The sequence below is a fragment of the Laceyella tengchongensis genome (assembly GCF_900182735.1).
GTDB classification, from domain to species: Bacteria; Bacillota; Bacilli; order Thermoactinomycetales; family Thermoactinomycetaceae; genus Laceyella; species Laceyella tengchongensis.
This window is the reverse complement of the sequence record NZ_FXTU01000005.1, coordinates 93,760-108,573: the sequence shown is the minus strand read 5'-3', so window position 1 is coordinate 108,573 and position 14,814 is coordinate 93,760. Positions and strand designations below refer to the sequence as shown.

Here is a 14,814-nt window from a genome sequence, read left to right as displayed (position 1 = left end):
TCGCTCCTTTCTATCCATCCACTCTTACCAAAATGGCATCCCCTTGCGCAGCCCCACTGCAAATAGCCGCTACGCCTAAACCGCCGCCGCGACGCTTTAATTCGTGGATCAACGTCAACAGAATCCGGGCTCCGCTCGCTCCCACCGGATGTCCCAAAGCAACCGCGCCGCCATTCACATTCACCTTCTCCTCGCTGACTCCCAACAACTTCATGTTGGCCAAAGCGACGGCAGCAAACGCCTCATTGATCTCGTACAAATCGATCTGATCCGCGGTCAAGCCATGTTTTTTGAGCAATTTTTTCACGGCGTAAGCGGGGGTGATGGGGAAGTCTTTGGCTTCCATGGCAACAGCAGCATGCCCCACGATCGTAGCCAGCGGTTGGACTCCAAGCTCAGCCGCCCGTTTGGCTGAAGCGACGACAAGTGCGGCCGCCCCATCATTCACTCCCGGCGCGTTCCCCGCTGTGATGGTTCCGTTGGTGTCGTACACCGGCTTCAATTTGGACAGTTTCTCCAAGCTGGTGTCAGGCCGGATCGATTCATCCTGATCCACCACCACTTCTTGCCGTTTCGCCTTCACAGTCACCGGCACGATCTCTTCCGCAAACCATCCCGCTTCGACAGCAGCTTGCGCTTTTTGGTGGCTCCGCAGTGCCCAAGCGTCTTGTTCTTCGCGAGATACCTCTTGTTCCTTCGCCGTCCGACTTCCGTGCACGATCATATGCACACCGTGAAAGGCGCACCACAGCCCGTCATGGATCATCAAATCCGTCAGCTCCCCATGACCCATGCGCTCACCAAACCGCGCGCCCTTCAGCATGTACGGGGCTTGGCTCATGCTCTCCATCCCACCAGCGACGATCACATCCGCGTCCCCCGCTCGGATGATTTGGTCGCCAAGTGTGACACTACGCAAGCCGGAAGCACAGACTTTGTTGATCGTCTCCGTACCCACTTCCCAAGACAAACCCGCATGGCGCGCCGCTTGCCGGGAAGGGATCTGTCCCGCTCCCCCTTGTAAAACCATGCCCATGATCACTTCTTCCACCGCTTCATCAGGAATCCCCGCCTTTGTCAACGCACCTCTGATGGCAACGCCGCCCAACTCCGCCGCGGTCACTCCTTGCAATGCTCCGCCAAACTTGCCAAACGGCGTACGCGCCCCTCCTAAAATCACGGTTTCTGCCATGATCGGCACCCCCCATAGGTTGATTTTCATTCTATCGAGCGTTCGTTCGGCACTCCGGCACAATGAAAACGCCTTCATTTTCAGATTACCTCAACCATTCTGTTTTAACAATAGTTAATCGAATTCTTCTATTCAAATAACATATTTAATTCTGTTTGCCGCTAAGTTGCGCGCTCTTTCCCTCTGCAGTTTTGCACATCAAAAAGGCTGTCGGTTTGATCCCGACAGCCTTTTCTAAAGCGTGTCTAACTTGATACTCCAAACGAGCCTTTGTCTTCCTTAGTGAACCCCGTCCGCCACCTCAGCTTCTGAATCAAACTCCAGCGACAAGGCCAAGATTTCAGCCACATCCATCGTTTTCACTTGATCTTCCACTTCTTTGGCCTTCGTACCATCCGACAGCATGGTGAGACAGTAAGGACAAGCACTGCCGATCACCGTCGGGTTCACTTGCAACGCTTGTTCCGTGCGCGCGACGTTCACCCGTACCCCTTCTGTTTCTTCCATCCACATCATCCCGCCACCGGCGCCGCAACACATACCGTTTTCGCGGTTGCGTTCCATCTCGACCACTTCCACGCCCGGAATCTGGCTCAGGATGTAGCGAGGCGCGCTGAACACGCCGTTGTAACGGCCCAAATAACAGGAATCATGGTAGGTGATCCGTTCTTTCACCTCTTTGGTCGGCTTGATGCGCCCTTCTTTGATCAAATCAGCCAACACTTCCGTGTGATGGTACACTTCCGCCGTCAAGCCCAAATCAGGATACTCGTTTTTAAACGTGTTGTAAGCATGAGGGTCGATGGTAATAATCTTCTTCACTTGATGCTTCTCAAACAAAGCGATGTTATCAGCGGCCAATTGTTGGAACAAGAACTCATTGCCCATCCGTCTGGCCGTGTCCCCGGAGTTTTTCTCTTTGTTGCCCAAAATAGCGAACTTGACGCCTGCGTGATGCAACACCTTCACCAACGCCCGGCTGATTTTCTGGCTACGGTTGTCAAACGACCCCATCGAACCGACGAAGAAGAGGTATTCGAAATCTTTTTCTTCTTTGACCGTGGGCACTTTCACTTCTGCGTCTGCCGTCCATTTGTCGCGATCCTTGCGGTTGATGCCCCAAGGGTTGCCTTGACGCTCGATATTGGAGAACGTCCGGGAAGCTTCGGCGTTCATCTTCCCTTCAGTCATCACCAAGTAGCGACGCATATCGATAATTTTGTCTACGTGTTCATTCATCACCGGGCAGGCATCCTCACAGTTGCGGCAGGTGGTACAAGCCCACAGCTCCTTTTCTGTGATGACATCGCCGATCAAGCTGACCGGATACTCACCCTGGCCTGCCAACCGCAACGAAGCTTGGTTTGCCTCTGCGAAGGCGAAGTTGGGCACCCACGGCGTTTTGGAGGTGATCGCCGCCCCTTTCATGGTCAAGTGGTCACGCATCTTAACCATCAAATCCATCGGAGACAACAGCTTCCCTGTTCCTGCTGCGGGGCAGACATTGGTACAGCGCCCGCATTCTACGCAGGCATACAAATCAATCAATTGCTTCTGATTGAAATCTTCAATCTTTCCTACGCCGTACTCTTCAACACTTTCATCTTCAAAATCGATCAAAGACAACTTCGCTGGTGGTTGTTGCCGCTTGAGGAAGACGTTGAGCGGAGCGACCAGCAAATGAAAGTGTTTTGACTGGGGCACATAAACCAAAAAGGAAAACAAGACCAAAGCATGCATCCACCAGAATACATAAAACAGCACTTGGCCAGCGTCTGCACTCATCCAACCGAGAAATGGGCTAGCTAACACGGAAGAAATCGGCGTGTCCCATGACGAACCGTGCCCTAACCAAACTTTCTCAAAGGCAGCCGACAAGAGGATGGAAGCCATCAAGCTCGTCAGAAAAATAATGACTAAGCCGGATTTCAATCCGCGCTTCAACCGCGGCAATTTCTCAATGTAACGCCGGTAGTAAGCGTATAGCGTCGCCAGCAATACGAGGAAGGTAGTGATTTCCTGGATCAAGGTGAACACCGGATAGGCGGGCACGGGAAGATGTTTGCCAGGTACCAATCCTTTGATGAAGAGATCAATCGCCCCAAATTGGATCACAATGAATCCATAAAACATCACCACGTGCATGATGCCGCTTTTGGCATCTTTCAACAACTTCTTCTGTCCAAAGACATTGATCCACACTTCGTCGAGCGCTTTTTTGACATCCATGGAAAAGTCAGCGGGCTTCCCCAAGCGTACGTACATATACCGCCGATAAACCACACTGCCGAAGAGATAAAAAGCATAACCCGCAACGGCGATGAACAAAACCAGATTGACCACTTCAAACAGCGACATTGTCTTCTCCCCTTCCACATCATCTTTATGAATGATTGAATTCGCTTTCATACTATTTCGCTAACATTCTAACATAAAATGAGTGGTTATTCATTCATTTGTCATTGTATTTTTTATATAGAGAAAATATTTCCTTACGGGAATTTTGATGCGATTGTTGTGATATGAGTATAGCTTGCTTGTCAAATATGTGACAATGCCTGAAAGACAGGATTTTCACTTTTTGTTCACTTTATATCCACTTTCTATTCACCCATTTTCCTATTTTCTCCCTTCGCGAGCTTCTTACGCCCAAGTGATAAGCCAATGATTCCAAGGGCTCACCTTTATTTGTGAACAAATTGAAAACGAAGGTAACTTTCACTGCCTATTCTTGTTCATATTTTGGACAAAAAGGATAATGCATGTCGTTCACAAATTATTTCACGCGCAAACCCTACTATTTCTCTTATAATATGACTATAGTCAGGACGACAGTCCTGATCATCCGCCCCATTGCTGACAATAGTCATGACTATGGTGCACAACACTTCTCAGATTGAAGACGATAGTCCGTACAATAGTACACAAGAAGGATATTTTAAAGACAGTTGTCCTGACTGTCGTCAACACAACCCAGAAAGGTGGCCCAGAAAATGTTAGTGGCGGTAGATGCTGGACGCGCATATGTGAAAACAATTGTGGGAACCCGCAGGTTCACATTTCCTTCCAAAGTGTCAAAAGCAAGGCAGCGCAACTTTATCCAGACACTAGAGGATGATATGGAGATCCGATATCAAGGAAAGGATTATTTTATTGGACAATTGGCTGAACGGGAGGGTTCGTTCACTCGTCAGATGATGACGGAAAGCAAAGTGAACATAGAGACCGTCCTGTTGATTTTGACGGCTTTGTTCCAAGCAGGAGCACTAGGAGACGTTAAGCTGGTTACCGGTGTGCCGATCAATATGTACAGAGATGACGAACGAGCAAGGTTGCGGGCCAAGCTAGAGGGAGAGCATGAAGTGATCCTGAATGGTACATACCGCAAGATCAACATTAAAAAAGCGGCGATTACGATTGAGGGAGGAGCCGCCTATTGGATCCACCGCCGGATGGGGACGGTGCGGATCGTAGACCCCGGAGCCCGTACGACCAATTACGCAACGTTTAAAGACGGGATTTTCATCGACCGGGAGAGCGGAACGATCCCCAAAGGCTGGGACAATGTGCGGGAAGCCGATCCCGAAGAGATGGCGGCCATGCTGGTGGGTCATCTGGGAGGCATGTGGGAGCCGACCGACGTGGTCGAATTAATCGGCGGCAAAGCGCAAGATCTGCTGGAACCCTTCAAACGCGTGGGCTTCATCTATTCCACCACATTTGAAGATCCGCAGTTTGCCAATGCGATAGGGTACTACGCGTTAGGAAAGGAGACCCTTGGTGAATGAGCGGATACAAGAAGCGGGAACGGCGGCAAGTCTCGTTTAACACCGAAGACGCGGTGGAACTGGAGTTGTTGAGATTTATTGACCGCAAGGACATCAACTTTTCGGGGTTGGTGAAGAATCTGCTATTCGCCTACTGCATGGGACAGCTGAAAGCAGATGAACTCTCCGCTTCTCCGTTGTTGCAGGCTGGCGGTAGCAACAACCCCCTTCCTACCCCAAAAGCGGAACGTTCCTCTTCCTTTCAACAAATCAAGGCGAGCGGCATGCCCTTTGATTTTTGATACCAACTTCAGGAGTGAAATGCAGTGAATAAACCGTATTCCTTTAGCGTGCCTTATGATGTAGCGGAGAAATTAACCCCCAAGGAGCGCTTTGTGTACTATGAATTGTGCCGCTTGGCCGCGACCGAACCGACAAAAGACACCACGTTTGGCGTCACCTTGGAACCGGGAAGCCTCATCACTTCCCATTACCGCTTATCAAAAATATTGGATTACGCTTATTCTCAGACAGCGATTATCATCGAACACCTGGCCTACAAAGATCTGGTTGAAATCACTCCCATTGCGCAAGGAGGATTCCAATCTTATTACCTCATCCGCGTTAAAAACATGGACCAAGGGACGAAGGTACGGCCAGAAGATCGGCTTTTTCCATTTTGATCCAAACATTGCAAAACGGTTTTCTCCATGCGCAGTGGAGAAAACCGTTTTTTATCAACGCTGGGAGTCCATGCGCGCCCGCTCCCTCCGCGCAATCTCCTGCACAAAGTAGGAAGCCACATGCGGTGCCAAGGTTCCTGGCCCAAATCCAGCATCAAACCCCAACTCTAACGCCAATTCATGATGAATGCGCGGACCGCCACAGATCAAAACAAAACGCTCCCGCAATCCTTCCGCTTCCAGCAATTCCACCAGTTCTGTCAAGTTGGTCACATGCACCCCTTTTTGGGTGACCACTTGCGAGACCAGCAACACATCCGCCTGCAATTCCAACGCTTTGCTGATCAATTCCTCATTCTCTACCTGGCTCCCTAAATTGTATGCCTCGATTTCAGGATACCGTTCCAAGCCATACTCCCCGTTGTACCCTTTCATATTCATGATCGCATCGATGCCCACGGTATGGGCGTCGGTGCCTGTGCAAGCGCCGATGACCACCAGTTTGCGCCCAATTTGCTCGCGGATAAACTGGTTGATCTCATAAAAGTCCATCACTTTACTTGTCACCTTGGGCACTTGAATCCGACTGTAATCGACATCCACCTGGCATTTGCCATAAACAATGAAATAGGTGTACCCTTCACCCAAGTCTTTCATGTGATACACTTGCGGTTCATCGATTGCCATCTTGGCGACCAATTGCCGCGCCGCTTCCCGAGCTTCTTCTCCCGCCGGAACGGGCAGCGTGAAACTGAGTTGAATCACCCCGTCATTCATGGTGTCCCCATAAGGTTTAACTCTGGTAAAGTCCACACTCATTCCCGTTTCCCTCCCGCTCCGGCAATCCCAATCTTCTGCGGAGTTCCTCCTCCAACGGATTGTAATAATCGATTTCTTTTTCCACCACGCCGCGCAAACCCTTGCCGCCGAACCGCGACCTTTTCACATCGGCGAACACGCCCTGCTCCAAAGCCGTGAACAACCCGCTTTCGCACACTTGCTGAAGCAAGTCCCCCGCCTGCTTCAGCACCTCGGTCGCCCGCTGCTCAATCCGTCCCCCTGGACGGAACAACAGCTCTTCACCCAGACGACGCCCATTGTTGAAAATGTATTGCGCGCTCTCCAATGCCAATTGGCGGTCATGCATGTGCGGGGTGTGCATCGCTTCCGTCATCATCCCCAATAATTGGATGCCTTGCCCCGTCAGGATGCTCACCAGATTAAACAAAGCATCCTGTACGTGCCCTTTGAAAATGTTACCGGTCATGTGCTTGGTTGGCGGCATGTATTTAAGTGGGGCGTCGGGGAAGAGCTCGCGCGCCAATTGCGCTTGGGCGATCTCCAGCAACAAACCGTCCTCCAAGTCGGGGTTCATCTCAAATGCATGCCCCAATCCCATCTGCTCAGGTGGCAGTCCGGACAAGAGAGCTAGCTGTTCATTGATGAATTGGGAGGCTATCACTGTATGGGCCGCTTCAACCGCGTCTGCCGTGGTCAAATAATTGTCTTCCCCAGTATTGATGATAATCCCGGCATAGCTGTTGATCATGCGGGAAAACGCTTGATCGATCAGGGTTCGTTGCATGTTGATGTCACGGAAAAGAATGCCGTACAGCGCATCGTTCAGCATCACATCCAACCGCTCAAGCGCTCCCATCGCCGCGATCTCCGGCATGCACAACCCAGAACAATAGTTGCACAGCCGAATATACCGTCCCACTTCCTCACCTACTTCATCCAGCGCCCGCCGCATGATCCGAAAATTCTCCTGCGTGGCAAACGTTCCGCCAAACCCCTCACGGGTTGCCCCATAAGGCACATAATCCAACAAGCTTTGCCCTGTGCTCCGGATCACGGCGATAATATCGGCCCCTTGCCGCGCCGCCGTTCGGGCCTGCACCACATCTTCATAAATGTCTCCGGTGGCAACGATAACATAGAGATAAGGTTGCCGCCCTTCGCCGATGCGCTCAATCCACTCTTCCCGTTCCCGCCGCCGCGCTTGAATCAAGTCCAGTGCCTCACGGGCCAATCGCTCCCCTTCACGCTGAATCTCCTCGCGTGGGAGAGGGGGCACTTGCAACAAATGGAGTTCCCCCCGTGCCACTTTCTCCGCCACTTCCTGCGCTGAGAGACGATACGCCAACATCGCCTGAATCACCCAAAACGCCGCCCCGGAAGAGATCTTCCCTTCTGTCAGCAATTGTTCGACGATCACATTGGGGAGCGGCACGCCCTCATGGTCAATGCCGTCAATCCCCAACAACCGCAGCACAGTCCGCTCCACCGCTACTGTGGTGCGGGTGGAGATGTACTGATCCACATCTGCTGCAATCACTCGTGCCGCTTCCCGGGCCCGATCGATATCAGCCTGATTCAGCCGCAGTTTTCCCTTCATCTTCCCCACTCCCCAATCGTCGTTCCGCATCCGCCACAATCTCTTCCGGCAACCCTAAGAGCAGGGCCAAGCGGAGAGCGTCGGCATCAAGCGCTTCCTCCCGTTGCACCGGAATGAGTCGATAATCCATATGGCGGTGCAACCGCTCCCGCCACGCCCCTTCACTCCCCAGACCTTCTCGTTCTAAATCCGGCCATGACAAGCCGGCCACTCGGTAACGGCGGATGCCGGGCAACTGATTCACCTCATGATAATGCGTCACATGCACGGCCCAATCATTCCCTTCGCTCAACCGGCTTGTGATCGCTTGCGCTAAGGCCGCTCCTTCCCGCGGATTGGTTCCCCTGCCGATCTCATCCAACAAAAGCAATCCCTCTCCCGGTTGGTTCAGCCACTCTGTCAAACGCACCACTTCCGCCCCAAAGCGGCTTAAGCCTTGCTTTGTGGACTGCCCGTCGCCCAGCGTGCTCGCAATCCAGTGCATCAAGGGCAGCCGGCAAGCGGTGGCGGGCACAAACAATCCATAATGAGCTAAGACGGCAATCAGCCCTACCGTTTTTAAGGCGACGGTCTTGCCTCCCATGTTGGGGCCAGTGATTACCGTGACACCACGGCCCACTTCCAGATCAATCGGCGTCACGCTTCTCCCTTCCGCGGCCACGTCTTGCGCGATGCCCGGATGGATGGCTCCCTCAAGGAGAACCCGGTCTCCATCCCACTCCGGTCGCACACCGGCCCACTTCTGTCCAGCATGATAGCGGGACCATTGCAAATCGAAGTGCGTCACCTGTTGCATCCAGTACCGCAAACGGGGATACACGCGCCTAAATTCTTCGGTCAACTGGACGCATACCGCCTGTTCCCGCGCTTCCACTTGCTCTTGCAACCTCGCCATCTCTTGATCAGCGACTTCTGGCAAGCGAAACGTGACATCATATGCCGTTTCTGCCTCGCACACGACCCGCCGGTCCTGGCGCAACGCTTCTTCTAAAGGCGTGTGGCGCGGAACCGTCCAAGTTCCCAAACGGTTCCGGCGGATACCATACGCTTCCTCGATCTCCCGCTTGCATTGTTCCACACGCTCTCGCTCCTTGATTTCCATACGGCACCATTGTTGCCGCAAGCGGCGCAAATCATCATCATACGCATCATCAATCCAAAAAGCGGCTGTCCGATTAGTACCCGGATTGAGTCGCGCCAAGCACTGTTCCACAAGCGGAACATCTTCCTCCGGCATCAGGGAAACGACTGTACACCGATGCTCCCGCATGAGGTGGTGTAGTTGGCCGAATTGCCACAAAAATTGTTTCATGTGGAACCAATCAGTCAGCCCCAACACCTCATCCGCACCCAATTTGTCCAGTTGCCCTTCGATGTCCGGCATCTTCTTCAAGCAATGCGAGACCAGTGCTTGGCAACGGGGATGGGCCGCTAGCCACAAGTTGATTTCATCCTGTTCACGAAGCACTTGTTCCCACTCGCGCTCTTCACCCGGACGAAAAGGACGCACCCGCCGTTTGGCCCGCTTACCCATCGGCGTGAGAGGCTGCCACAAGTTCCAACAATACGCCACATCCAACTCCGCCCATGTCGTTTCATCCCAATGGATCACGATCCCCTCCTTCCTCCAAGGGATCACGCCATACATCAAAGACCGGCACCGGCTTGCACAGCTCGGCCACACGCGCCTTCAGCTCCTGCGGCGGAAACACATAGCCTTCCGGCGACACAGGATTGACCGCCACCCCTCGCAACACCGCTGACCGCACCGTTTCAATGCGTCCGCCCCGCTCTAAATAACGCCGCAAAAGAACGGGATCAGCGAAGATGCGAGTCCAATCAGATACAATCAGTCGCGGGTAGCACCCTTGCTGCATCATGTGGCGCAACATGCGATCTGTCAATGCACCCGACAGTGCCACCGCCTCCCCCTCTAGGATTTCGGAGGTCAGGGCTTCCTGCTCCATCAAGGTCGATGCCGTGCAAGATTGCCATGTACCTTCCCGCTTGCGATACACCCCACGGTGAACCAGCAGGGGCGTAAGCGCCTCACGATCGGGTTCTGGACAGACGGGCAATGAAAAGAGGCGCAACCACTCTGCTGTCTTAGACACCAATGCGCTCATCGACGCGCCCAGGCTGGCGCCCACCACCAAAATCACGGAGTCGGTGACCCAAGGGCTAGCTACCATGCGCCGGTCATAAGCGCCGTCCACCACAACCCTTCGTACTCCGGCTCGCTGCAAGCCGTCGATTACCCGGTGCGCCTCTTCCCGCGTATGGACGCCAGCCAGCTTCACTTGGGTTGGCCGCGTTGTTTGCGCGATCCACACCTCTCCCAACGTGGTCGTAATCCCGGTCCCTTCCCAAATCGCAAAATGACCGGGCTTTTGATCAATGATCGCACCCGTCGTCGCCACCCAGACCCCTTCAGGAACCTTCAGCTGCGGCTTTGGCCTTCCGCTCCACGCATCCCGTTCCTCCCCGTCAATGCCGATGCTGCACACACCCAGCGGGCCACACAGGGACCACTGTTCCATAAAGGCGCTTAGAACCGTGGTTTTCCCCGCGTTTTTCGCCACACCGACAATCGCGGTGCTCTCACATGTTTTCTCTTTCACCCACCACCACTGCCCTCTTGCTCATCTTTTTTCCAGCGCTTCCCCCTGTTTCCGCCGTAGCTCGCGGGTCAATTGTTTGGGCTCCAAGTTGATTCGCTGGTCGCTCAACAGCGCGGCTACACCCAATTGATCCCCGGCCTGCTGGCAATACTCGCAATTCTCTGAGTCGTGCGGATAGTAATCCTCTGGCTCCGGATAACTGGTGATGACCCCTTCAAAGTTGCGCAATACGGTTTTAGACGGCGTCTGCGCGATGATGTAGTTGGGACTGAGCGGTATTTTGCCGCCGCCTCCTGGTGCGTCCACCACAAACGTAGGAATGGCGTATCCCGAAGTGTGGCCGCGCAAATACTCGATGATCTCCAGCCCTTTGGACACGGGGGCCCGGAAATGGCCAATCCCTTCTGAAAGGTCACATTGATAGATGTAATAAGGCCTTACGCGCGTCTTAACCAATTCATGCATCAGTTTTTTCATCACATGGGGGCAATCATTGATTCCGGCCAGAATGACAGCTTGATTCCCGACCGGCACACCCGCGTCGGCCAACATCTCACAAGCCCGGCGCGCTTCTGGCGTCAACTCCTTGGGGTGGTTGAAATGCGTGTTGAGCCAGACCGGATGGTATTTCTTCAAAATGGCACACAACTCTTTCGTGATGCGTTGCGGAAACACAACCGGTGCCCGCGTGCCGATCCGGATGATTTCCACATGGGGGATCTCCCGCAGGTTTTTCAGCAGATATTCCAAGATCCGGTCATTGACCAACAAGCCGTCCCCTCCGGAGAGTAGCACATCGCGGACAGTCGGCGTATTGCGGATGTATTCGATACAAGCGTCCATCTGCTTTTTGGGGACGCCCATCCCGATTTGGCCCGAAAAGCGGCGGCGCGTACAATAACGGCAATACATGGAGCATTGGTTGGTGATCAAGAAGAGAACGCGGTCAGGGTAGCGATGGGTCAGCCCTTTCACTGGGGAATCCGTGTCTTCCAACAACGGATCGGCCATGTCGTACGATGTGCGATACAACTCGGAAGAAATCGGCACCGATTGCATCCGAATCGGATCTTTGGGGTCGTCTGGGTCCATGAGCAAGGCGTAATAGGGAGTGATATTGAGCGGAATCGTCTCTTTAGAGATGTCAACTCCCTGGATTTCTTCCGGCGTCAGATTGATCACTTTGCTCAGGTCATCATAATTGCGAATCGTGTGGGTCAATTGCCATAGCCAATCGTTCCACTGTTCTTCCGTCACATCTTTCCACAGTTCAATCTCGCGCCAATCACGCATCTGCTTCCATCCCCTTTCATTTGTCCGTTCTCCCTCGCGTCACACCCGCAATCTGACAAGCGATCACCCTATCTGCGAAGAAAACCGTTGGCAAAACCAATCATAAAGCGCCGGACATTCCCTTAGGCTCTCCAACGCCAAGGCGGCATGTCCCGGAACATATCCATTGCCGATCATCATCTGTACGTCTTTTCCCACTCCTTCGGCTCCTAAGGCCGCCGTCGTGAACTGAACGGCCATGCTGAAAAACACCACCACGCCGCCTTCTTGCGTCGCCAAGATCGCCGGTAACTCCGAGCGGGGCACATTGACGCAATTGATGGTCACATCGGCCAACCGGCCCCGGGTAAGCGTGGATACCGTCTCCAGCACTTGCAAGGGGTCTGTCGCATCCAAACATGCGACATGATGGGCCAATCCCATCGATTCGATGCGGCGGCACGCTTCAGGGTTTGCCTCCAAGGCAATCACACATCCCTGTTGCCCCGCCTTTTTCCAAGCTTGGTACAAGGACAACAAGCCCGACTTTCCGCCCGCTCCCATGATCACCACCGTATCGGTCGGTTGAACCAAACGAGCAGTCTGCGCCGGTGCGCCACATACATCAAGCGCGGCCAAAGCGACCGGCTCAGGCATGTCGGACGGCAACACAGCATAGGGAGCGCTGGCAAACAACACTGCTTTTCCATCCACTTCCAATTGCCCTGTATCCAGTGATAGCTCTCTCACATCTTCCAACCATAACGGAGTCAGCGTCAAAGAAACCAACGAGGCGATTTTGGCGCCCGGGGCAAGCGTTTGGTCAGGAAACGCCGAACCCACTTCCACCACCATACCGATCAACATTCCACCCGAACCGGTGACGGGGTTGTGCATCTTTCCCCGCTCTTTCACGATTTCAACAATGCGCCGTTTGATCCGTTCTGGATCGCCCTCTGCCTCGGTTTTCAACTGTTGAAATGAAGCCGAATCGATATTTAACCGCTCTACGTCAATCAGCAGTTCATTTTCCCAAATCTCAGGTGTGGCATCCAACTTCCAAGCCGGTTGAGGCAACACACCCGCCGGTTCCAATACCCGGTGCAAACCATAGTGGTGACCCGCTTTTCGCAAACCTTCTCCCCCTTCCGCCGGTTTCCATTCTCATATCATGCAATTTTCATGCCACTGCGGCGGAGCCCATATTTCCACGCTTCTTTCCGTCTCCCCACAAAAAAACTGCCCAAATATGGGCAGTCAGCTTGTAACACAAGAAATAACGGGCAGCCCATCCAGGGCGTATCTGGCAAATCAAGTAGGGAGATGCAACGGAAAAACCTTTTCCAAATGAGCGCCTCGTCACACGTGAAGCGAATAGGAAACGGTTTTGAAGTCGCTGGTCTATGCACCAGACACATCTAGTTCGTGACCGCTATAAAGAAGTCAGCCGCGTTTCCTTTCATTTAGCTTTTTCAATTTGTACTGTAGCGTCTGGCGTGGAATGCCCAACCGTTTGGCCGCTTGCAATACATTGCCGCCAGCTTCCTCCATGGCCTCACGAATCAACCGCGCCTCCACGTCCCACAACATTTCGCGCAGGCAACCTCCACTCCCTTTCATCCGAATCACCTGGGTCGGTTCAATCGCCTGGAAATGACGGGGGAGATGCACAAGCTGTAACTCCTCTTCCAACGCCAGATTCAAAGCCCCTTCCACTGTATGCTCCAGCTCCCGCACATTGCCTGGCCAATCATATCGGACAAACGCTTCCATCACTTCATCGGCGATGCGCTTCACCGGCGAATGCCACTGCCCTTTTAACTTTCTGAAGAAATAGTGGGTTAAGCAAGTGATGTCTTCCGGCCGTTCGCGCAAGGGAGGGAGATGGATCCCCACCACATGAATCCGGTAATAAAGATCCCGGCGCAACCGCCCTTCCTTAATGCTTAACAAAGGGTCCTCGTTGGTGGCCACAATCACCCGGACATCAAACGAACGCAACTCGGTTCCGCCCACGCGCCGCACTTGGCCATCCTCCAACACCCGCAACAATTTGGCCTGCAAATCAATCGGCATTGCATGGATTTCATCCAAAAAGAGGGTACCTCCGTCCGCCAGCTCTACCAAGCCAGGACGGTCTTCCGCTCCGGTGAAAGCACCGCGCGCCGTGCCAAACAGGATGCCCTCCAACAGAGAAGCAGGAATAGCAGCGCAATTCTGAACGATAAACGGTTGATCGCGCCGCGACGAATCACGGTGAATCGCCTGCACAAACAACTCCTTACCCGTACCCGTCTCCCCGATTACCAAGACGGGAGAATGCGTGCGGGCGGCCCGTCGGGCACGCTCAATCTCTTTGAGCATCAACGGGTTCTGGGTCACAATGTCATCAAAGGAGTAAAAACGTTTAACCTCCTGCTCGCGTGACCCCCGCGGATGCCGTATGCGCTCCTGCAAATGAAGCACTTGATCCGACAATTCTTTCATGCGGGTCAGGTCTTTGGATATCTCTGCTGCCCCGACCACTTTCCCTTTGGATCTAAGCGGAATCGTGCGATTGATGGTTGTCACCCGCTTACCTTTGCGGTTCATGAACGTTTGCTCCCTCTCTTCCAGCGCTTGCCCCGTTTTTAGCACACTCAACAAGGTGCTACTCTTATGGGTCAAGGATGGAAACGCTTCCAACACATGCATGCCGATGACTTCATCCGCAGGCATGCCATCGAGTTGCGATGCGACTTTGTTGTAGTAAATGGTGCTACCCTCCGCATTGACGATATGGACCCCTTCGTCCAAACATTCGAGAAATTCGACAATCATGTCCTGCTTCATCCCGGGGGTAATCATCAAATGAGACAACTCTCCTTTCCTCCGCTTCCGA

The 14,814-nt window shown here is 53.3% G+C and carries 12 protein-coding genes; 3 read left to right on the top strand and 9 right to left on the bottom strand.

The window, feature by feature from the left end:
* Window positions 1–10: 10 nt before the first annotated feature.
* Complete coding sequence (locus tag QQZ12_RS11445) at window positions 11–1,192, bottom strand: acetyl-CoA C-acetyltransferase (RefSeq protein ID WP_022737341.1); 1,182 nt, start codon at window positions 1,190–1,192, stop codon at window positions 11–13.
* Between the two features lie 279 nt (window positions 1,193–1,471).
* Window positions 1,472–3,550, bottom strand: a complete 2,079-nt coding sequence (locus QQZ12_RS11440) for a (Fe-S)-binding protein (RefSeq protein WP_102993675.1) — start codon at window positions 3,548–3,550, stop codon at window positions 1,472–1,474.
* Between the two features lie 635 nt (window positions 3,551–4,185).
* Here QQZ12_RS11440 and QQZ12_RS11435 point away from each other — a divergent pair.
* Genes QQZ12_RS11435 through QQZ12_RS11425 form a run of 3 tightly spaced genes read left to right on the top strand, consistent with a single transcriptional unit; the run spans window position 4,186 to window position 5,642 of the window.
* Window positions 4,186–4,980 (top strand): ParM/StbA family protein, encoded by a 795-nt coding sequence (locus tag QQZ12_RS11435; RefSeq protein ID WP_102993676.1) that lies wholly within the window; start codon window positions 4,186–4,188, stop codon window positions 4,978–4,980.
* Window positions 4,977–5,261 carry a hypothetical protein gene (locus QQZ12_RS11430; RefSeq protein ID WP_102993677.1) on the top strand — a complete coding sequence of 95 codons (285 nt, stop codon included), beginning with the start codon at window positions 4,977–4,979 and terminating at the stop codon, window positions 5,259–5,261. The genes QQZ12_RS11435 and QQZ12_RS11430 overlap by 4 nt, the downstream gene beginning before the upstream one ends.
* A gap of 24 nt (window positions 5,262–5,285) precedes the next feature.
* On the top strand, window positions 5,286–5,642 hold the full coding sequence (locus QQZ12_RS11425) for a hypothetical protein (RefSeq protein ID WP_102993678.1): 357 nt from the start codon (window positions 5,286–5,288) through the stop codon (window positions 5,640–5,642).
* Between the two features lie 54 nt (window positions 5,643–5,696).
* Here QQZ12_RS11425 and kamE read toward each other — a convergent pair whose 3' ends face one another.
* The 7 genes from kamE to QQZ12_RS11390 form a co-directional block, all read right to left on the bottom strand.
* Window positions 5,697–6,461 carry a lysine 5,6-aminomutase subunit beta gene (kamE, locus tag QQZ12_RS11420; protein ID WP_102993679.1) on the bottom strand — a complete coding sequence of 255 codons (765 nt, stop codon included), beginning with the start codon at window positions 6,459–6,461 and terminating at the stop codon, window positions 5,697–5,699.
* On the bottom strand, window positions 6,436–8,040 hold the full coding sequence (gene kamD, locus QQZ12_RS11415) for a lysine 5,6-aminomutase subunit alpha (protein ID WP_102993680.1): 1,605 nt from the start codon (window positions 8,038–8,040) through the stop codon (window positions 6,436–6,438). The genes kamE and kamD overlap by 26 nt, the downstream gene beginning before the upstream one ends.
* Complete coding sequence (gene kamC, locus QQZ12_RS11410; protein WP_189318929.1) at window positions 8,009–9,652, bottom strand: lysine 5,6-aminomutase reactivase ATPase KamC; 1,644 nt, start codon at window positions 9,650–9,652, stop codon at window positions 8,009–8,011. The genes kamD and kamC overlap by 32 nt, the downstream gene beginning before the upstream one ends.
* Window positions 9,636–10,661: a lysine 5,6-aminomutase reactivase subunit KamB gene (gene kamB, locus QQZ12_RS11405; protein WP_102993682.1), complete on the bottom strand. Its 1,026-nt coding sequence runs from the start codon at window positions 10,659–10,661 to the stop codon at window positions 9,636–9,638. The genes kamC and kamB overlap by 17 nt, the downstream gene beginning before the upstream one ends.
* Window positions 10,662–10,682: 21 nt before the next feature.
* A complete protein-coding gene (gene kamA / locus QQZ12_RS11400; protein WP_102993683.1) occupies window positions 10,683–11,954 on the bottom strand; it encodes a lysine 2,3-aminomutase in 1,272 nt (423 codons plus the stop codon).
* Window positions 11,955–12,017: 63 nt separating this feature from the next.
* Window positions 12,018–13,067, bottom strand: a complete 1,050-nt coding sequence (gene kdd / locus QQZ12_RS11395; RefSeq protein WP_102993684.1) for an L-erythro-3,5-diaminohexanoate dehydrogenase — start codon at window positions 13,065–13,067, stop codon at window positions 12,018–12,020.
* Window positions 13,068–13,376: 309 nt separating this feature from the next.
* Window positions 13,377–14,792 (bottom strand): sigma-54 interaction domain-containing protein, encoded by a 1,416-nt coding sequence (locus tag QQZ12_RS11390; RefSeq protein WP_321195623.1) that lies wholly within the window; start codon window positions 14,790–14,792, stop codon window positions 13,377–13,379.
* Window positions 14,793–14,814: the final 22 nt, after the last annotated feature.

Bases quoted from the DNA above. Each gene is read 5' to 3' on its own strand.
- QQZ12_RS11445 (WP_022737341.1), bottom strand. From the start codon at position 1,192: ATGGCAGAAACCGTGATTTTAGGAGGGGCGCGTACGCCGTTTGGCAAG.
- QQZ12_RS11440 (WP_102993675.1), bottom strand. From the start codon at position 3,550: ATGTCGCTGTTTGAAGTGGTCAATCTGGTTTTGTTCATCGCCGTTGCG.
- QQZ12_RS11435 (WP_102993676.1), top strand. From the start codon at position 4,186: ATGTTAGTGGCGGTAGATGCTGGACGCGCATATGTGAAAACAATTGTG.
- QQZ12_RS11430 (WP_102993677.1), top strand. From the start codon at position 4,977: ATGAGCGGATACAAGAAGCGGGAACGGCGGCAAGTCTCGTTTAACACC.
- kamE (WP_102993679.1), bottom strand. From the start codon at position 6,461: ATGAGTGTGGACTTTACCAGAGTTAAACCTTATGGGGACACCATGAAT.
- kamD (WP_102993680.1), bottom strand. From the start codon at position 8,040: ATGAAGGGAAAACTGCGGCTGAATCAGGCTGATATCGATCGGGCCCGG.
- kamA (WP_102993683.1), bottom strand. From the start codon at position 11,954: ATGCGTGATTGGCGCGAGATTGAACTGTGGAAAGATGTGACGGAAGAA.